General features: G+C 65.3%; 14 protein-coding genes and 6 pseudogenes. 13 read left to right on the forward strand and 7 right to left on the reverse strand.

Going from position 1 to position 17,893, the window contains the following annotated elements:
• Positions 1-63 precede the first annotated feature (63 nt).
• From IEY79_RS34745 to IEY79_RS34765, 5 genes and pseudogenes are all read left to right on the forward strand, one after another.
• The gene (locus IEY79_RS34745; protein WP_229701383.1) at positions 64-699 is read left to right on the forward strand and encodes a hypothetical protein; all 636 of its coding nucleotides are present in this window, start codon (positions 64-66) and stop codon (positions 697-699) included.
• Positions 696-1,958, forward strand: coding sequence for a DNA cytosine methyltransferase (locus IEY79_RS34750; protein ID WP_229701384.1), 1,263 nt, complete (start codon positions 696-698; stop codon positions 1,956-1,958). The genes IEY79_RS34745 and IEY79_RS34750 overlap by 4 nt, the downstream gene beginning before the upstream one ends.
• On the forward strand, positions 1,958-3,067 hold the full coding sequence (locus IEY79_RS34755) for a DnaB-like helicase N-terminal domain-containing protein (RefSeq protein ID WP_189111653.1): 1,110 nt from the start codon (positions 1,958-1,960) through the stop codon (positions 3,065-3,067). Before IEY79_RS34750 ends, IEY79_RS34755 begins: the two co-directional genes overlap by 1 nt.
• 635 nt (positions 3,068-3,702) lie before the next feature.
• Entirely contained in the window at positions 3,703-4,464 is a 762-nt protein-coding gene (locus tag IEY79_RS37750) for an SPDY domain-containing protein (protein ID WP_229701392.1), read from the forward strand.
• Positions 4,451-5,191 (forward strand): annotated as a pseudogene (locus IEY79_RS34765) (transposase); the annotation flags it as partial. The gene IEY79_RS37750 and the pseudogene IEY79_RS34765, both read left to right, overlap by 14 nt.
• Before the next feature lie 3 nt (positions 5,192-5,194).
• Here the strand turns inward: IEY79_RS34765 and IEY79_RS34770 are convergent.
• Together IEY79_RS34770 and IEY79_RS34775 are read right to left on the reverse strand one after the other, a co-directional pair.
• The gene (locus IEY79_RS34770; RefSeq protein ID WP_189111674.1) at positions 5,195-5,554 is read right to left on the reverse strand and encodes an acyl-CoA thioesterase; all 360 of its coding nucleotides are present in this window, start codon (positions 5,552-5,554) and stop codon (positions 5,195-5,197) included.
• Between the two features lie 212 nt (positions 5,555-5,766).
• Positions 5,767-6,327, reverse strand: coding sequence for an OsmC family protein (locus IEY79_RS34775; RefSeq protein ID WP_189111655.1), 561 nt, complete (start codon positions 6,325-6,327; stop codon positions 5,767-5,769).
• A gap of 163 nt (positions 6,328-6,490) precedes the next feature.
• Between IEY79_RS34775 and IEY79_RS34780 the strand changes: the two genes are divergently transcribed.
• Positions 6,491-7,063 carry a TetR/AcrR family transcriptional regulator gene (locus IEY79_RS34780; RefSeq protein WP_189111656.1) on the forward strand — a complete coding sequence of 191 codons (573 nt, stop codon included), beginning with the start codon at positions 6,491-6,493 and terminating at the stop codon, positions 7,061-7,063.
• Between the two features lie 106 nt (positions 7,064-7,169).
• Here IEY79_RS34780 and IEY79_RS38530 read toward each other — a convergent pair.
• The 4 genes and pseudogenes from IEY79_RS38530 to IEY79_RS34790 form a co-directional block, all read right to left on the reverse strand.
• Positions 7,170-7,481, reverse strand: a pseudogene (locus tag IEY79_RS38530) (oxidoreductase dimerization domain-containing protein); the annotation flags it as partial.
• A gap of 82 nt (positions 7,482-7,563) precedes the next feature.
• Positions 7,564-7,980 (reverse strand): annotated as a pseudogene (locus IEY79_RS38535) (FAD-dependent oxidoreductase); the annotation flags it as partial.
• Positions 7,969-8,569: pseudogene (locus tag IEY79_RS37760) on the reverse strand (citrate/2-methylcitrate synthase); the annotation flags it as partial. The pseudogenes IEY79_RS37760 and IEY79_RS38535, both read right to left, overlap by 12 nt.
• A gap of 298 nt (positions 8,570-8,867) precedes the next feature.
• Positions 8,868-9,605, reverse strand: coding sequence for a mycothiol-dependent nitroreductase Rv2466c family protein (locus IEY79_RS34790; RefSeq protein WP_229701385.1), 738 nt, complete (start codon positions 9,603-9,605; stop codon positions 8,868-8,870).
• A gap of 942 nt (positions 9,606-10,547) precedes the next feature.
• Between IEY79_RS34790 and IEY79_RS34795 the strand changes: the two genes are divergently transcribed.
• The 7 genes and pseudogenes from IEY79_RS34795 (at position 10,548) to IEY79_RS34825 (ending at position 17,226) form a co-directional block, all read left to right on the forward strand.
• A complete protein-coding gene (locus IEY79_RS34795; RefSeq protein WP_189111657.1) occupies positions 10,548-11,288 on the forward strand; it encodes an alpha/beta fold hydrolase in 741 nt (246 codons plus the stop codon).
• A 106-nt stretch (positions 11,289-11,394) separates the two neighbouring features.
• Positions 11,395-11,988 (forward strand): TetR/AcrR family transcriptional regulator, encoded by a 594-nt coding sequence (locus IEY79_RS34800; protein WP_229701386.1) that lies wholly within the window; start codon positions 11,395-11,397, stop codon positions 11,986-11,988.
• A gap of 80 nt (positions 11,989-12,068) precedes the next feature.
• Positions 12,069-12,860, forward strand: coding sequence for an SDR family NAD(P)-dependent oxidoreductase (locus tag IEY79_RS34805; protein ID WP_189111659.1), 792 nt, complete (start codon positions 12,069-12,071; stop codon positions 12,858-12,860).
• A 732-nt stretch (positions 12,861-13,592) separates the two neighbouring features.
• Positions 13,593-14,432: a sulfurtransferase gene (locus IEY79_RS34810; protein WP_189111676.1), complete on the forward strand. Its 840-nt coding sequence runs from the start codon at positions 13,593-13,595 to the stop codon at positions 14,430-14,432.
• 129 nt (positions 14,433-14,561) lie between these two features.
• Positions 14,562-15,266, forward strand: coding sequence for a CatB-related O-acetyltransferase (locus IEY79_RS34815; protein WP_229701387.1), 705 nt, complete (start codon positions 14,562-14,564; stop codon positions 15,264-15,266).
• 203 nt (positions 15,267-15,469) lie between these two features.
• Entirely contained in the window at positions 15,470-16,303 is an 834-nt protein-coding gene (locus IEY79_RS34820) for a maleylpyruvate isomerase family mycothiol-dependent enzyme (protein WP_189111660.1), read from the forward strand.
• A gap of 160 nt (positions 16,304-16,463) precedes the next feature.
• Positions 16,464-17,226: pseudogene (locus IEY79_RS34825) on the forward strand (transposase family protein).
• Here the strand turns inward: IEY79_RS34825 and IEY79_RS34830 are convergent.
• Positions 17,189-17,877, reverse strand: a pseudogene (locus tag IEY79_RS34830) (IS5 family transposase); the annotation flags it as partial. The pseudogenes IEY79_RS34825 and IEY79_RS34830 overlap by 38 nt on opposite strands.
• Positions 17,878-17,893 lie beyond the last annotated feature (16 nt).

A 17,893-nucleotide genomic window follows, 5' to 3' on the forward strand; every position in this document is an offset into this window, starting at 1 on the left:
CATCCCATCTATCTCGGAGGCCCATTGACGAGCCACATAGCCCCGTTCACCCATGAGAGTGAAGTGCAGAGAAGCACCGGTGAATATAAAATAAAACCAATCAAAAAGAAGGTGCGTGAACTCCTCGGCTGCCCGCACCCAATACGTATCCCCAAGGGCGTGTTCGTCGAGCAGTGGGTCGGCATCTCCAGCGACGAGTTCCACCGCGCCAAGGACGCCGATGTGAAATACATGCGCAACCGGCATCCACTCATTACCGATATGAACTGGTCCCGGTCCGACTGCGTCCGCTACCTCACCTCTCTCGGGCTCGCCGACACACCCAAATCGAGCTGTCTGGGGTGCCCGTTCCACGGCAACGCCCAGTGGCGGCACATCCGCGACACGAGCCCCGAAGAGTGGCAGGACGTGGTGGAGTTCGACTCCGCGATCCGCAAGGGCAACGCCCGCGCGAACGCGGCCGGAAACCGGCTGCTCGGGCAGGCGTTCCTGCACCGCTCGCGCATCCCGCTCTCCGACGCGCCGATCGACCACGTCACGGCCTCCGAATGGGCCGCCCGCCAACAGCAGCTCGGCGACGGTGAAACACCCGACGCGGACGAGGCGGAGCACGGGGCGGCCGACGGGTGTTCCCCATGGGCCTGCCGCGGCGACACCGAACAGGGTCCGGCGCGGGACGGCTTCGGGCTGGCTTCTTGATCCTGGACCTGTTCGCGGGTCCCGGTGGCTGGAGCCATGCCCTGACCGTCCTCGGAGTACGGGACATCGGACTGGAATGGGACCCATGGGCGTGCAGAACCCGTGTGGCTGCCGGTCAGTTGACGGTCCGTACCGACGTGGCGATGTATCCGGTGTGGCCTTTCACCGGTCGGACGTACGGGCTGATCGCCTCTCCGCCGTGCCAGGCGTGGTCGATGGCCGGCAAACGCCTCGGGCTGCTCGACCAGCCGCTCGTCCATCAGGCAGTCGCCGACCTCGCCCAGGGGCGCGACACCCGCGAACGGCTCCTCGCCTCCTGCCGCGACGAGAGATCTCTGCTCGCGGCCGAGCCCATGCGCTACCTGGCCGCCCTCAACCGGCACGGCCAGCCGGAATGGGTCGCCATGGAAGAGGTACCCGACGTCCTGCCCTTGTGGAAGCAGTACGCCGCGATCCTGCGCCACTGGGGATTCTCTGTCTGGACGGGGATCCTCAACGCGGCCGACTACGGAGTACCGCAGACACGGAGGCGGGCCATCCTGCTCGCCTCCCGCGTACGGACCGCCGAACCACCTGAGCCGACACACGCCCAGGCCGCCGAGCCCGAGAGCCTATTCGGGCCCGGCCGCGAGCAGTGGGTCTCCATGGCCACCGCGCTCGGCTGGGGAGCCACCGACCGCCCCGTGCCCACCGTCTGCGCCGGCGGCGGACCCGGCGGCGGGCCCGAGCCGTTCCCCTCCGGATCACGCAAGACCCTCACCGACGCCCGCGACCGCGGCACCTGGACACCACGGGCAACCGGTAGCCCGTCGTCGCCCCAACGGGAAGACCCTGGTCAGCCCGCGCCGTCCGGCACACGGGACAACCCACCCGTCGGCCGACCGGCGACGGCCGAAGCGCACCGCTGGTCGTGGTCGCTGCGCAGCAACAACCAGGCCAACGCCACCATCCGGTCGCTCTCCGAGCCGGCCGGCACGCTGTTCTTCGGACACCGCGCCAACGAGTGCGTCTGGGTGCCCGAGCCCTCGGAAACCCGTCGGGCAGACGTCGGGCAGCTAGTGGTGCCGGAGTCGATCCGGATCACCGCCCGGGAAGCCGGTCTGCTGCAGACCTTTCCCGCCGACTACCCCTGGGCGGGGAACAAGGGGCAGCAGTTCTCCCAGATCGGCAACGCCGTCCCCCCGTTGCTCGCCGCGCACCTCCTCGCCCCACACCTCCAACTTCCCCTCAACCCCGACGACTTCACATTGGCTGCCTGATGCTCCACACCGCCGGCCCCAACAGCGACGACGTCTCACCGCCTCCGCCCCCGGTGTTCCACGTCGAGCAGGCACTCCTCGGCGCTCTCCTCCTCGAACCCCACCGTGCCGCCGACCTGACCGGCATCACCGCCCAGGCGTTCTCCACCGCCGCGCACGCCGCGCTGTTCACCTCGATCCGCTCCCTGCCAGCCCCCGAACCCGCCGAGCACGCCACGAGCACGACGTGGCTCAACCAAGTGCTCACCGCCGCCGACGAGCAGACGCGCGGACTGACCACCGCCTACCTGCACCGCCTGGTCCAGCTCTGTCCCCAGCCCCGGCACGCACCCGCGTACGCGCGGATCATCGAAGCGGAGCACTCCCGGAGCCAGTTGCGCGCCGCCGCCCACCGCCTCATCCAGACCGCCCTGGACACCTCGCTCCCCCACCCCGTGGCCACCACCCTCGCCGAAGCCGGCGCCTTCACCACCGTGGTCGACAACATCGCGAACCGGTTCCCGCCACACCCAGGCTCCCTGCCCCGCACCCCCACCACGCCGGTCGCCGTGCACGACGAGGAAGCGAATGAGGAGGAGCAGGTGCTCCTCGCGGCGGCGACCGCCCGGCCCGCCAGTGTCGAACGGATGCGGTGGCTGACCCCCGGCGACTTCACCCACCCCCTGCACGCCGGGCTGTGGCAGTGCCTGACCACCATGGCCCGGCGCGGCACCCCCATCGACCCCGTCACCGTCCGGTGGGAAGCACAGCACCACGGTCTCCTCACCCACGGGACTGAGCCAGCCGGGGCGCTCAGCTTCCTCGGCGAGCCGTCCGGGTGCGACCCGCAGTACTGGGGCGAGCGGATCCTCCAACGTTCCCTCCTCCACATCGCCCAGAACACCGGCCGGACCGTCGAGACGCTCACCCACGACCCGGCCACCACGACCTACCAGCTCATCGTCGGCGCCCGCCGCGCACTCGCCGACCTGAACACCGTGCGTACCCGCTGGCATCTCGCGACCACACCCCCGCAGGTCAATACCCCCACGCAAGCCAGGACCTCGGCGCCGCCACGCGCCGGCCCGCCGCCGACCACGGCCCCTCCCGCCGTACGCGCCTCCCGCTGACCCCCGAACCCACTGGTGGCCGGACCACGTTGGTCCGGCCACCGACAGAAGAGAGCACCGCCTTCGTGAGCACACCGTCCGTCGACGCGCAAGTCCGCCTCGACACCCACCCCACGCACCCCAGCGCCGTGACCGCCAACCTCACCGGAACCCAAGCTCACATCCCCCTCGTGGGCCTAGCAGCCGCCGACTGGCACGTCACGGCCGACAACCGCCTGGTCCTGGCCCGTATCGACCACGAGGAGTCCTACTGGGCCGAACAGGCCGCCCGGCAACTGAGAGCCGACGGAATCACCGTCGAGATCACCCCCGAACTCCGGGAAGCGATCGACGAAGAATGGACCTGGGCCAACTACCCCATGCCCTGGTGCACCCGCGATGAAATCCGCGAGGTCTCCAACCAGGCACAGAAGATCTACGACGACATCCGCCACAGCCGCCTCCTCATCCACGCCCACGCCCAGGACGGGCACACCACCGTCGCGGTCGGGACCTACCTCGACACCGGCAAGAGCGTCTACCTCCACGGCGAGAACCACCTGCGGCAGATCGCGAACACCTTCGACTCCCCCGCCCAGGCCCTGACCGCCTTCGAGGAAATGCACGCCGACACCATGCTCCCCGGCCCCGCACCGATGACCGACACCGAACGCGACACCGCCGAAGCCCGAACCACACCCGCCACACCGACAACCAAGCCTGAACTGTCCAGCGCGGGGGCGGACACCGCGCCCGCCCTCGTCACCGCCGGCGCCCACGAGGCGCTGTTCGCCTCGTTCGTCGAGGATCACGGTGAGTGGGAGAACTACCGGACATGGTCCGACGACGCCTCCGTCGCCAACCATGAATCCCTCACCCTGCGCGTCCAGTTCGACCACGAAGCCCGCGACCGGGACATCGCATGGACCATCGCCTCCTACCAGTCACCCGTCGGGGAACGCACCTGGCACGTCACCGCTACCGCCGGCACACCCACCGACATGATCGAAACCCTTCTCAAGAGCCTCGATACCGACACCGCATGGATCGAGCGGACCAGCCCGCCCCTCACCGAACGCACCCTGACCACGGTCACCCGCCCGCTGACCGAATTCGGCTGGACACCGACCATCAACGGCCACCACATCAGCTGGCCCGCACCCCACGGCGAAACCGGCCTCCGCCTCGATGTCGCCGCCGCCGTCGGCGCAACCACCGCCCGCACCGGCCCCGCCTGGACACTCTGGGGCGGCAGGAGCGCCGAACAGCCCGCCTGGACGATCGAGTTCTCCCGCCACACCCCGGCCGCCGTCCTCCAGGACCTCACCTACGAACTCGCCATCACCCACTCCACACAAACCCAGCGAGCGCCGAAGACCCCCCGCGGACACGAAGCCATCCGCCGCCGCTTCCGGTGAGAAGGCCCTGCGGGCCATCCGTGCCGCGCGGGCTGAAGTCCGCCGACATATCTGGCGGTTGGCCGACCGGAAAGCGCCTGATGCGGGCGGGACGGTGACCGTGGACCTCGACGGGGTGCTGGTGATCGCGCAATCGGACAAGGAAGACGCCGCACCCACGTGGAAGAAGACCTACGGCCACCACCCCCTGATGGGGTTCGTCGACCACGGGCTGGGCGGCACCGGGGAGCCGGTCGCGGCCCTGCTCAGACCAGGCAACGCGGGATCGAACACGGCCACCGACCACATCACCGCCGCCCAGCTGGCCTTGGCCCAACTGCCGAAGAAGTACCGGCGCGGGCGCCGGACCCTGATCCGCACCGACTCCGCGGGCGGCACCCACGACTTCGTCGCCTGGCGCGCCCGGCGGGGACGGTGGCTGTCCTACTCCGTCGGCATGATGATCACAGCCGCGATCCACAGCCGCGTGCTGAGGGTTCCGGCATCGGCCTGGACACCGGCCGTCGAAGCGGACGGCGAGATCCGTGACGGCGCCTGGGTCGCCGAACTCACCGGAGACATCCTGACCGGCTGGCCCAAGGGCATGCGGCTGATCGTCAGGAAGGAACGACCCCACCCCGGGGCCCAGTTGCGGCTCACGGACGCGGACGGCATGCGGCTGACCTGTTTCGCCACCAACACCTCGGGCCGGCCGATCGCCGAGCTCCGCCATCGACTGCGGGCGAGGATCTCAGGCTTCAGGGCCCTGGATTCGATCGAACCCCGCTCGATGGCCCTCAGACCACTCGGTGGGGCGCATCGTCTCTCCGCTTACATTCACGATGGTCCGCGTACCGCGTGCATATGTGGTGCTGCCATCACGGTTACATACGCGGAATCCCATTGTTGCCGATGTGCGGCCTATCCGTTCGGTCCAGAGGTGGACGGCGATTTCTCCATTGCCGATCAAAGGGAGGTCGAACACGATGGCGACTGCCTTCACGACGTGATGGGACGGCACGGCTTCTTCGGATCTGCCGAACCCCAGACTAAACGCGTACGTGTTGAAAGCACGTTCAGCCATCACAGCGTAACGGCTGTTATGCAGCATCCCGTACGGGTCAAGGTCGTCGAAGTAAACATCCAGCGGGATCAAGACTCCGTAGTCGACGGAATCGAATATGGGAGATGATCCAGTCGCGTCAACCACAAGAAAGTCCTTTCATGCCGTTTCTTCTCCGGGCCCTCCCTGACTGTCGGGAGGGCCCCTCCTCGGCCCTGTTCGCGGCGTGTGGCTGCCGTGCACCAGCCACGCCTCTGTGGCTACTGAGCCTTGTCCGTCACCAGCGTCGTCGTCACCTTGACGGAGTTGGCCAGTGTCTCCCTGATCGGGGAGCGCTGCTGGACGAGCTCGGTCAGCTCCTCGAGCTGCTCGGCCGTCGCGTTCGGCGACTGCGCGTGGACGTCCACCCGGATCTCCTGTGCTCCCGGACGGATGGACTTGTCGATGCCGAGGAAGCCCTGGAGATCGAAGTCGACCTGCAGATCCAGGCTCAGAGAGCTCAGCTCGATGCCGCGCGTGGCTGCGACCGACGCGTAGGTCACCGCGTAGCAGCCTGCCAGGCCCTGGAGGATGTACTCGCCAGGGTTTGCCGCCTTGTCCGTGCCGAGCAGCGCTGTGGGCTCGTCCGACTCGAAGGTGTACGTGGCGGTACGGCTGGCGATGACTTCACCGTTCTGCCGGGGGACGGTCGTGGTGGCCCGCTGGTGAGCGCCCCCGCTCCATTCGGACTGGACGCCGAAGGTGACCTGGGCCAACTCCGGCTTGTCCCGGACCGCGTCCACGGTCTGTCTCAAAGCGTCCATGTCGACACCGTTGATCATCAATCTCTCCCTGTCGCCTTCATGTAATCGATCCACCGGTCCTGGGTGACGGCCTGATCCTGCATCCACGACTCGGATCGAACAGAACTGTCCGTTCGGTTGTACCACGGTAAAGATTCCGGCCTGTCGTGTCAAACAGATCTGTTCGTTCGATACTGGTGACATGGAGAAAAAATCAAGCGCGGTGCGTGAACGGCTCCTTGAGACAGCGGACCGGCTGTTCTACGCAGAGGGCATCCATGCGGTGGGCATCGACCGGGTGATCGCTGAGAGCGGTGTGTCCAAGTCGACCATGTACGTCCACTTCCGCACCAAAGAAGATCTGGTGGCGGAGTACCTGCGCCGCCGCAGCGACACCATGCGCGTCCGCGTCACACGGGAGGTGGAGGCTCGGGAACAGATGCCGGTCGAGGGGCGGATTCTGTCCGTCTTCGACGTGCTCCACGAGGTGATCTCGGAGCCCGACTTCCGGGGCTGCGCATTCGCCAACGCGGCAGCCGAGTACCCCCACCACGAGAGGGTGAAGGAAGCCGTCGCGCGCGACCGCGTCTGGTTGCCGGCTCTCTTTTCCCGTCTCCTAGGTCCCCCTGGGGCGGAGGATGGCCTGCTGGTGGCTGCGCTCGTGCAGGTGTATGACGGCGCCAATGCGGCCGCTCATCTCGACCGATCGAAAACGAGCGCACGCACCGCCCGGAAAACCGCCGAACTGCTCCTGGCCGCCAGGCAGCCGGCCTGAACAGCAGAAGGACTGCCGACGTGGGGACTGACCATGCACCGGCACCTTTCGAGCATGGCCGGATGGATCCAGTACTCCCCCCCTTGGCCATGGAATGGGCCTGCGGGCCGATGGGCATTGCCTGGACGAGCGGCTGGATGAGTGTCGATGACTCAGGCCCAATGATGTGCGCGCCCAGCAGCTTTCCGGTGGACGGATCCGCCAAAACTCCGGCGAAGCTGGTGGTGTCCTCCTTCGCCCACCCGTATGCGACACCGCTGTACTCTCGTGTCGCGGACACATAAGCACGCCCCGTCGCCCAAGCTTCTTGCTCGGTGATCCCAACCGAGGCAATCCTTGGGGACGAGAAGACGGCGTGAGGCACGTAGCGGTGGTTCGAGGTGCGGCGCTCGTCGGGGTGTACCAGGTTGTGCTGCACGGTCTTGGCTTAGTGGTTGGCGACGTGTTTTGAGCTTCCATGGAGAGGAGACGTCGCCGAGGGCCCAGACTCCAGATACCGACGTCACCTGCTGAGCGGCCACTACAATACGGCCGTCTGGATGCAGTACGAGGCCTCCCGCAGCAGCGTCCACAAGGTCGGAGTTGGGGCGCCGGCCTGTGGCAACAAGCAGTTCGTCAGTCTCCAGCATTTCCGCACCTTCAGGACTCTCAAGGTCGAGCAGCAGGACGCCGCCTTTGCGGGCGGCCCTCAGTAGTTTGCGGTTGAGACGTACATCCCACCGGTTCTGTGCCGGTTCGGTAAAGCGTCGCGCCACGTCGATGTCCTCCTTCCGCAGCAGTACATCGCCTCGGGCGATGAGGGTGGTCTCGACGCCGTTGGAGGAGAACACAGGGCTAGCTCGCTGGCGACGAAGCCTGATCCGAGGATGGTCATGCGGCGCGGGGCCCGGTTCATGCACATCACAGAGGCAGGCCACCAGATCGGCGCCGGTGGACCCGATCACCCGCGCGGTGAACGTCGATGGGTTGAAACCGTGGTCTAGCGTCGCCACCAGGTACTGCTCGATCACTCGCGCATGCACTGGGTCCGACTCTGAACCCGTCATCATGTAGAGGTAGTTGGCGGCGAGTCCGAGGTCGTCGCGCGGCGCGAGCGGCTCCTGGCCACGAGATCCGCTGCAGTGCCGTCAGGATCGGTGTCGTACAGCGGGCCCAGGCCCGTGGCGGAGCCGTACAACGACAGCGCGGTGCGCAGTCCGGCGAGCGGACCGGTCGCCCGGGCGATCGCCTGCAGCGCCTCGGCGACCTCGTCTGCCAGGTGGCGCAGTGCGGCGACGCGGGCGGCGAAGGCGGCCGAGGCCCCACATCAGGCACCGTCCCGTGGAACATCAGGTGCCAGACGTCCTCGAAGCCCCGGCTCGCCGCCAGTTCGATCGCGGAGTACTGGCGGTAGCGGTAGAAACCGTCGGTTCCCCGCACGTCCCCGAGTGCGGTATCGGTGACGATGGCGCCCGCCAGTCCTCGCGGTACCTCGACGGCCGCCTGCCGCAGCCTGGCGTCGGACATGATCTCTCAATGTGAGGCGCCTACGCCCCGACCGAGGGGCAGGGCTGAGCATGTGCGAGGCCGCGCGAAGGCACGGATCGAAGCCGAAGCCCCCTAACTTGTGGCTTGGCTCCCGGTAGCCCCGCTGGTCGTGGTCGCCGTGCTCGCCGACCTGGCCGCACGGCCGGATAACAGATTGACCGTTTCGTGCTCCGACCACGCGATGGGTTGCTCCGACCACATCGCACGACCGCGGTAGTGGATCGTGTTCCAACCTGCGGCGGGATCCGCCGCCGGCTGCCGGGGGGCCCTGGCAGAGCTACTTCTTGAGTCTGCGGCTTCCGGCGTGCCAGTCCTCGGTCTTGCCCGTCTCCTGCGCTGTTACGCCGAACGACGGTAGTTGCGGACGCTCGCGCAGGCTGCGCTTGAGTTCGGCGAAGCCGGGGAACCGGGCGAGGCCGATGACGTGATCCCACAGCACCCCTGCCTGTTCCTCATCGGGCAGCCGGCTGATCACCGGTCCGAAGAAGGCGATGCCCTCCGGCGGCTCGAAGTGCACAATCGGCGTGCCGACATCCTTGCCCGTCAGCGACAGCGCCTCGTCGGACTCGGCCTGTATCTCGGCATCTCGGGCCGTGTCGTCGAGTGCGTCGACGAGCGAGGTCGGAAGGTTGGCTTCGGCGAGGGCACCGGCGGCGAGGTCGGGGGCACCTTGCCAGCCGGGGTCCCGGCCCTCGTCGGGTCCGGCCTCCATGATGCGCGCGCCGAAGGCCGCGTAGAGCGGGCCGATCGCCTCGCGTCCGTGCTTCTCCCGGGCCGCAGACGCCACTCGCAGCAGTCGCAGGCCCGCGGTGTGCTGTGCGTGGTACTCCTCAGGAAAGTGGGTGTCGTAGTCGATGTGCGAGTTGATCAGACGCAGTGAGATGAACCGCCAGTCGACGGTGTAGTCGCGCTGTGCCTGAACGATCCGGATCCACTTGCTCGTCATCCACGCGAACGGACAGATGGGGTCGAAATAAAAGTTGATGTCGGCGTTCTTTACCGAAGTCATGTCCATGTCAGCATCCTAGGTCGACTGGCTTCACGATCAGGGGCAGGAGGGGCAAACGTTCCGCAGACAAGGTCCGTGGAACGTCTATCTGGTAGTGGTCACGACGACTGTCCTTCATGATCAGAGCCTCGGAGAGATGGCCTCCGGCTCACATCGAGCCTCCGCAAACGCGGCGACTCGGACCAGCCTCTAACCTTTACATCAGTGTGAAAGCAAATCGCTTTGCGAAAAGCTTCGCCTCAACTCATGCAGGCGGCCGATGAACGAGCAAGCGAGCGGTTCGGTTCGAGCAGGGGGGAAGAGGCGACGGCTTGGGCTCCGCGCACAGCCGCGCCCAGGGGGCGATGGCGACAGTCTGCCTGGACTGCGCGGCTGGGCCGCTCGGGGGCAGGGTGGCTTTGCAGGACCGTCGCCGACACGGGTGTCAGGCATCCCACCGCCACCGCGAAGCACTTCTGTTCCCCAGGAACAGCAGCACGTGAGACGCCTCGGCGGTCGGGTGAAAACGAGCGGCCGGCGTACGCAGGACCTGGCGAGAGAAGAACACCACACCTCCCGCACATTGGGGTACCGGTAAGAACCGTGCCACCAGCCGCAAACGGGAGTGATCAGTCCGCGGCCCTGGAGTGTCGGCGCAGTTCCGGCGCACCCGTCGCCTCGGCGAGCGCGAGGCGACCGCCCTTCAGATCAGGCACGCAGTTGTAGATCGTTCCTGGAGACGCCGAGGAGCTCGCGGTCAAGGTGACGGTGTTCTCCGGTCCGGTCGGACAAGCAGGTAGCGGGCGTGGCGCAGCCGCTTCTCCGGCCTCGCGAGCGGGCCCGCGATAGACGGACGTCGCCCAGCGATGAGCATGATTGAACATACTGTATGGTCATTACGTAAGGGTCTCGTCGACCGATTCTGCGCCGTGGGGCGTGCACGGCAGGACCTGCTTGAGGAGATGTGCTGTGAATGCGAGTGTGAGCCGCCCGACGTTCCTGTTGGTTCCGGGGGGCCACCACGGGCCGTGGGTATGGGAGCGGTTGCAGCAAGTTCTGGAGAGCGATGGCTGGTCCACGCGAGCGGTGAGCCTCGTGAGTGCGGTGGAGGACCCGTCGGCAGTTGAGCCGCTGCCGGGCATGCATGACGACGCCAAAGTGATCAAGCGGTCCTTGGAGGCGATAGCCGGCCCGGTGATCGTCGTGGCGCACTCCTATGGCGGGGTACCGGTCACTGAGGCGATCGACGCGGCTTCCAATGTCGTGCACGCCGTGTACGTGGCGGCCTACATGCTCGAGGTGGGCGAGGGGATGTTCCAGATGCACGGCGTGCCGGTCCCCGACTCGCTGGTGGGCCTGCGTCCGCCGGAGAACCCCGATCTGAATCTTCCCGCAGGCTTCTATGACGGTGACGCCTCGAATCCGGAGACGGTCGAGGCGATGGCGAGGCTCGTCCCGCAGACCGTGCGTGCCGACTTCGAGACGGTGACGCGGGCGGGCTGGAAAACCGTGCCCAACAGCTATGTGATCCCGGACAACGACGTGTCCACCGTCGCTGCGGTCGAGGAAGACATGGCGAAACGTGCCGATGCTGTGTACCGCGTCCCTGGTCACCACGCGCCCTTCTACTCCCACCCTCGTGAATTCGCAGAAGTTCTGACGAAGATCGCGACGAACGCGGCGGCGGTCAGGCCGACGCAGGATGCATGAGAGCCGCGCGGAGCGAGGCATTCCCTCTCCCTCTGCGTAATCCCACACAGACGAGAGGAAGTGCGAGTTGCGATCCGTTACGCGACGCAGGTCCACCCACCATGCGGTGCAAGCAGAGGCGACCGAGGCTCGCCTGCTGTCGGCGGTGACGCAGCTCCTTGGTACAGGCGAGCCCTTCACGGCGATCAGCGTGCAACGCATCATCGACCAGGCTGGCGTCTCACGAGCCACTTTCTATGCACACTTCCGCGGAAAGTCAGACATTCTGGCGCGCCTGTCCGCTCAACTGCGTGAGTCGCTACTGGCACTGGCCCGCCAGTGGGATCCAGCTGTCGGAGAAAACGGAGCAGACCGGTATACCCGGTTCTTCGAAGAAGTGATCGTTGTTCACCGTACCCACCGCAGCCTGATCACCGCGATCCGCGAGGTGGCGGCCTACGACCCAGAGGTGAGCGACTTCTACACAGCCGACCTCGAAGGGTTTGACGAGCACGTGCTGGAGACGCTGCTGGCCGAGCAGGAAGCAGGGTCAACGACACGCGATCTCGATGCTGTGGCCGCGAGCCGGATCATCGTGTGGGGAGGCGGACAGGCGATCGCCCGCCACATCAGCGTCGACGACGGAAGCGGCGACGCCTCATTCGCCCGTGAGCTCGCCAGGATCTGGTGGTACGGCGCCTACCGCCGACCCGCCGAGTGACGCGTATCACGAATTCGAGGGCAAAAAATAATCCCTCTGTTGCCCTGAATGCCATATTCGACGATTAAAAGGACACAACAATGACGGACAATACACTCGATGGTCTGCCCACTCACCCGCTTGCCGGCAAGACGGCGGTGATCACCGGCGGTGGGCGGGGAATAGGAGCGAGTACGGCTCTCCTCCTCGCCCGTGCGGGTGCGCGGCTCGCGCTGGTCGGCCGCCGTGAAGAGTCGATGAAGGCGCTGGCGGACAGTTTGCCGGGTGTCACGGTAGTGATTTCGGCAGACCTGTCCCGGCCTGAGGCTCCCGAGGCGGTCTGGGAGGCTCTTATCGCACAGCTGGGCCAAGTCGACGTCCTCGTCAACAACGCCGGCCAGTTGGGCAGCTTGACGCCTGCTCAGAATATGACGGCCGAGGAAGCCGACGCGCTGTGGGCACTCAATACGCGCGCACCTTTGCTGTTGGGCGCGAAAGCTGCCGCGCACATGGCAACGGTCGGCGGCGGGAGCATCGTCAACGTGACCTCCGCAGTGGGAAGCGACCGGAGCATGGCCAATGTAAGCCTCTACGCCACCACCAAGGGCGCAGTGGACGCACTCACGCTCGCTCTGGCCGCAGAATGGGGTCCCGCGAACGTACGGGTCAACGCGGTCAGGCCTGCCGTGGCCCGTACGGACTTCTCCCGCGCCGTCACGGAGAATCCGGCGCTGGAGGAGATGCTGACGAAGGAATACGTCCTCGGGCGGCTCGGCGAGCCGGAGGACATCGCGCAGGCCATCCTCTTCTTCGCCAGTCCTGCCAGTTCCTACGTGACCGGTCAGCTGCTCAGCGTCGATGGAGGGTGGGGCTCCGTTCACGCACGCGGGTGACGCACGGCCTACCCGCAAAGGTCGGCACACAATGCAGCGTCAAGTGACGGTCACGCTCACCCGCGAGGGGGCTAGGTCCTGTCCTCAAGACAGGCCACCGGTCTACCACTGCCAGCTCGGGTGAGGGCCAAGCACGGCGTTTTCTGGGTGCTTCAGGGTGTAGGCGAAGCTCCGTGAAAGCGAGGAAGTGCTTAGCCTTGCGCAAATGACCGCCAGCGAAAACGACGGCAGTCGGCAAGACCACACACTGCACGTTCGATGGTCGACCAGGAGTGTTGCTACGACTGGTTGAACCCGGACAACACGGATCACGGGCCTTCGCCGACCTCTGCGACCGGCTCGGAGTGACCCGGTCGACATCAGCCGACAACGCGGCCTGCGAAAGCTTCCACGCCGGCGTAAACGCGAGATCTTCCAGGGCGCCCACGGCTAGGGCTGTCCCGTAATCCCCGGTGGATTGGCGCGCGGCGTCGGATGCGGTGCGTCGCAAGGCGGAGGGTCATCCTCGTACTGGGCGTATTCGGGCGATCCGACAACGCGGCGAGGTGCCGTAGCCGACGTCGTGCGCCCACCGGGGATTACGGGACAGCCGTTAAGGCGACGATGGCACCTACCGTCGGACCGTCTTTGCCCGGTTGACTCGCTATTTTGCCTCCAGGACAAAAAACTTGCCACTCAAGTGAGCCTATTACTATACAGAGCTGCAGTAAGACGACTTCCATGGAGAACAATATGAGCCGAGCCAGCACACTGGTCGACGCTGATTGGGTGTACAAGCACCTCGATGATCCTAACCTCGCTCTGATTGAAGTCGATGAAGATACGGCCGCATACGACACCAATCACATCCGCGGGGCGCTCAGAATCGACTGGCGTTTGGATCTGCAGGATCCTGTTCGCCGAGACTTCGTGGACCAAGACGGTTTCGAAAAGCTCCTGTCTCGCAAGGGCGTAAAGCGCGAAGACACTGTGGTTCTGTACGGCGGGAACAACAACTGGTTCGCGGCATTCGCCTACTGGTATTTCAAGGTGTACGGGCACGAAGACGTACGACTGCTCGATGGCGGGCGCAAGAAATGGGAACTCGACAGCCGGGAACTGGTGAAGGAAGTGGCTACCCGCCAGCCCACCACGTACAAGGCATCAGATCCGAACTCATCTCTTCGAGCCCTGCGAGATGACGTCCTGGCGGCCACCGGTTCACTCAATCTCGTGGACGTGCGTTCGCCCGAGGAGTTCTCGGGCAAACTCAGTGCCCCCGCCCACCTGATCCAGGAAGCGGCCCTCCAGCGAGGACACATCCCCACCGCAGTCAATGTGCCATGGTCCAAGGCCGCCAACGACGACGGCACCTTCCGCTCCGATGACGAGCTCGCGGCGCTGTACGGAATTCTCGATTCCGAACGAGAGACCATCGTCTACTGCCGTATCGGAGAGAGGAGCGCGCACACGTGGTTCGTACTCAGCGAAGTCCTTGGATACGAGAACGTGCGCAACTATGACGGATCATGGGCCGAATACGGATCCCTCGTGGGTGTTCCCATCACACTGCTGACCGCAGACGAGACCTGATCCACTCCGTCCTGGCCCCATCTGGTCGGCGAGCGTCAGCCGAATGGGGAACAGGGGCTGCGAGCCACCGAACGCCGCGTGGCGAGCCACTGATACACACCGACACAGTCACCAAGGATGGTCCACAGCATGACCACGTTCCCCGATCCCGCAAACCCCCGCATCCCCGGCATGATCAAAAGCGAGCGACGTCCCGGACTCGTCGAGGCGGCCGAGGACGTCACCGTCTTCCTCAAGCCGCTCATCAAGTCACCCAAGATCGAGGTCGGTGAATTCACCTACTACAACGACACCGAAAACGCCGCCGGCTTCGAGGACAACAACGTTCTCTATGCGTATGGACCGGAAAGACTGGTCATCGGTAAGTTCTGCTGCCTGGCCATGGGGACGAAGTTCATCATGTCGCCGGGAACGGATTACCACATGCCCGGTGGCGCCACCTCGTATCCCTTCTTCATCTTCGGCGGATCGTGGCTCGAGAAGACGGCCGACTTGCTGCCCAATCTTCCTAGCAGGGGCGACATCGTCGTAGGCAACGATGTATGGATCGGTCGTGAAGCCGTCATCATGCCCGGCGTCACCATAGGCGATGGTGCGGTCATTGGAGCGCGGTCCCTGGTCACCAGCGATGTCGCACCTTACAGCGTGGTCGGAGGCAACCCCGCGAAAGAGATCAAGAAGCGACTTCCAGACGAGGACATCGACCGCATGCTGCGCATCGCCTGGTGGAACTGGCCTGCCGAGGACATCACCGAGCACGTTCGCACCATCTGGTCTGCAACCCCGTCGGATCTGGAGGAGCTTGCCAAGAAGATCGGCCGTCTGGGCGGCTGATTAGATTCCCGTCTCGTAGAGAGACAGGAATCCTCAGCGAAGCTGCCCGAAACACGAGTTGCGTTTCGCCGGCCTCGACGAGGCCTCTGTAGTGGCCGATTCCTGCATCTTTGGACCGGGCCACTGCAAAGCCCTTCACTGAAGATCTATAACCAACTCAGAGGCAGTTGCGCGAGCCGTCACTACCGCTTCAAAAAGCACGAATGGTTGATCCGGTGAACTCACGTACGACTTACACGATTTCCGAGATTGAAGGATGGAGCGAAGGCGCAGAGGCGGTCTACGCAATATTGCGTCGCCGTCGGCACGCACTTCTTGAGCTCTTGAACAACATCGACGAATCTCAGTTCAACGCACAGTCTCGATGCACGGACTGGTCGGTGCACGAAGTGGTACGCCACGTTCGTGATATAGCCAACGTGCATATATCTATGCTAGATGAGACCGAATTTCCTTTCGGAAACCCCAGGAGCTTCAGTCCGAAGACCTCCCCCGCCGCATGGATGAGGCACTCGGAGGGTGAATCCGTGAAGGAGACGGTGGATGAACTATCGCAATTGATCCAACGGGAAGGGGAGTTGTTCCTCCGGCGCGTTATGGAAGGGTCCTCCGAAGTGAAGCAGGGTCCACTTCGGAGAGAATTGCACTGGTCCGTGTTCAGCACCCATACGATCTGGGATGCATGGATGCATGAGCGAGATATATGCCTTCCCCTAGGATTTGACGTTCCACTGGATGGCGAGGAATGTCGCCTCATGGTGATGTACACCCTGCTTGCCGCCTCGGCGCCTGCCGCTTATTCTGGAGACTACGTGGAGACAGCGATCAAGCTATACGGATCACCTGACTGCACGTACCGCATAAGCCACAACAATTCTCACGTCTACGTCCAGACGGGAGGCCGAACAGACGTCGGTGGCGATATGGCAGTGATCCTGGACAGCCTCGCAGGACGTGGGCCTGAACTGTCGGAGATACTCAGGACGTCAAGTGAAGCAGTACGGAAACTCTCGCTTCTTAGGGCCGTGGCGACCTGATGACGCCACCACCTGATAGGACTCCGTTAACAACGGCTAACACAATGAGCCTTTTCCAAGCTGGCAGCGCTGACCCCGAGCTGAACAGCCCTGCGCAACGACGCAGCTCCTGGTAGACGGGTTCTCCACCAAGATCACCCGTGTCTGCCAGAAGCTTTGGCTGCTTGTCTACCCGTCCTCGATCGATCTGTCCAGCCGCACCTCGCGGTTCCTGACCGGACAACCGACGGCTAAAGGGCAGGGCATCGGGACCGGTGGCGGCGCCTTTCCGCCGCGCGTCCGGCCCTGCTCGCCCTGGCCCACCTGCGGTGCGGTACCTACGCCCAACTTGCCGCCGAATTCGGCATCGGGATCGCGACCGTCTACCGCTACGTACGCGAAGCCGTCGACGCCCTGTCCGCCCTCGCCCCTTCCCTGGCCGAGGCGATGCGGACGATCCGGGATAAGGCGTTCGTCATCGTGGACGGCGCCCTGCTGCCGATCGACCGGATTGCCGCCTACACCGCCTACTATTCCGGGAACCATAAGCGCCATGGTATGAACATGCGGGTCCTGACCGATCCGTTCGGACGGCTGCTCTGGGCCTCGCCGGCTCTGCCCGGCTCGACGCACGACCTGACCGCCGCGCGATGGCACAGGATCATCGAAGCCCTCACCGAAGCAGGACTCAAATGTTGTGCAGACAAGGCGCGTCAAGGCGTTGGCGGACCTGTCCGGGTGCCGTTTCGGGGCCGGGCCTCAAGCAGCGGAAGCGCCGCCACAACACCACCTACGCCAATATCCGCTGTCTCGGTGAGCAGGCCATGGCCACCCTCAAAGGCTGGCGCCTCCTGCGGAAGCTCAGCTGCAGCACCAACCGAATCACCGACGTCGTGAAGGCCGTCTGTCGGCTCTGCGTTCCCAGCGGATGCGGAGGCGTTTGAAGCCGTGGAGCCGGGCGAGGCTGCGTTCGACGACCTAGCGGTAGGTGCCCAGTCCGGTGCCGTGGAGGGGTGCCGTGGCGGGCGATGGCCGGCACGATGCGGCGTTGTCGGACCTGGTCGCGGTAGATGTCGTGGTCGTACCCACGGTCGGCGAAGAGTGAGTCCGGCTTGCGTTGCGGGTGCCCGATCCGGCCGCTGACCGGTGGGATGGCGTCGATCAGCGGCATGAGCTGGGTGCCGTCGTTGCGGTTGCCGCCGGTGAGGATGACGGCAAGCAGTGTGCGGTGTCCGTCGGTGATCAGGTGGTGTTTCGATCCCGTTCGGCCACGGTCGACCGGACTCGGTCCCGTCCGGCTCCCCCTTTTACAGCCCGCACGTGGCTGGAGTCGACCCCCGCACGCGACCAGTCGGGACGGGGCGCCTCGTTGAGCTCGGCCAGCAGCACTTCGTGCAACTGCTGCCAGACGCCGGCCTCGTTCCAGTTCGCGGTCGCCGCCAGCAGGTCATGCCCGACCCGAAACCCAACTCTCGGGTCAGGAACTCCCATTGGATGCCGGTGTGCAGCACGAAGAGGACCCCGCACAACACCTGTCGGTCCGGCAGCGGCTTCCGTCCAGGGTGCCGGAACCGGCCTTCCTTGCGTGGCAGCAGCGGCTCTGTCCACTAC

Source organism: Streptomyces camponoticapitis, from assembly GCF_014646115.1.
GTDB lineage: Bacteria > Actinomycetota > Actinomycetes > Streptomycetales > Streptomycetaceae > Streptomyces > Streptomyces camponoticapitis.

Excerpts from the sequence above, each read along its gene's own strand:
- IEY79_RS34755 (WP_189111653.1), top strand. The coding sequence starts at position 1,958 with ATGCTCCACACCGCCGGCCCCAACAGCGACGACGTCTCACCGCCTCCG.
- IEY79_RS37750 (WP_229701392.1), top strand. The coding sequence starts at position 3,703 with ATGACCGACACCGAACGCGACACCGCCGAAGCCCGAACCACACCCGCC.
- IEY79_RS34770 (WP_189111674.1), bottom strand. The coding sequence starts at position 5,554 with ATGCTGCATAACAGCCGTTACGCTGTGATGGCTGAACGTGCTTTCAAC.
- IEY79_RS34775 (WP_189111655.1), bottom strand. The coding sequence starts at position 6,327 with ATGATCAACGGTGTCGACATGGACGCTTTGAGACAGACCGTGGACGCG.
- IEY79_RS34780 (WP_189111656.1), top strand. The coding sequence starts at position 6,491 with ATGGAGAAAAAATCAAGCGCGGTGCGTGAACGGCTCCTTGAGACAGCG.
- IEY79_RS34790 (WP_229701385.1), bottom strand. The coding sequence starts at position 9,605 with ATGGACATGACTTCGGTAAAGAACGCCGACATCAACTTTTATTTCGAC.
- IEY79_RS34805 (WP_189111659.1), top strand. The coding sequence starts at position 12,069 with ATGACGGACAATACACTCGATGGTCTGCCCACTCACCCGCTTGCCGGC.
- IEY79_RS34810 (WP_189111676.1), top strand. The coding sequence starts at position 13,593 with ATGAGCCGAGCCAGCACACTGGTCGACGCTGATTGGGTGTACAAGCAC.
- IEY79_RS34815 (WP_229701387.1), top strand. The coding sequence starts at position 14,562 with ATGACCACGTTCCCCGATCCCGCAAACCCCCGCATCCCCGGCATGATC.
- IEY79_RS34820 (WP_189111660.1), top strand. The coding sequence starts at position 15,470 with ATGGTTGATCCGGTGAACTCACGTACGACTTACACGATTTCCGAGATT.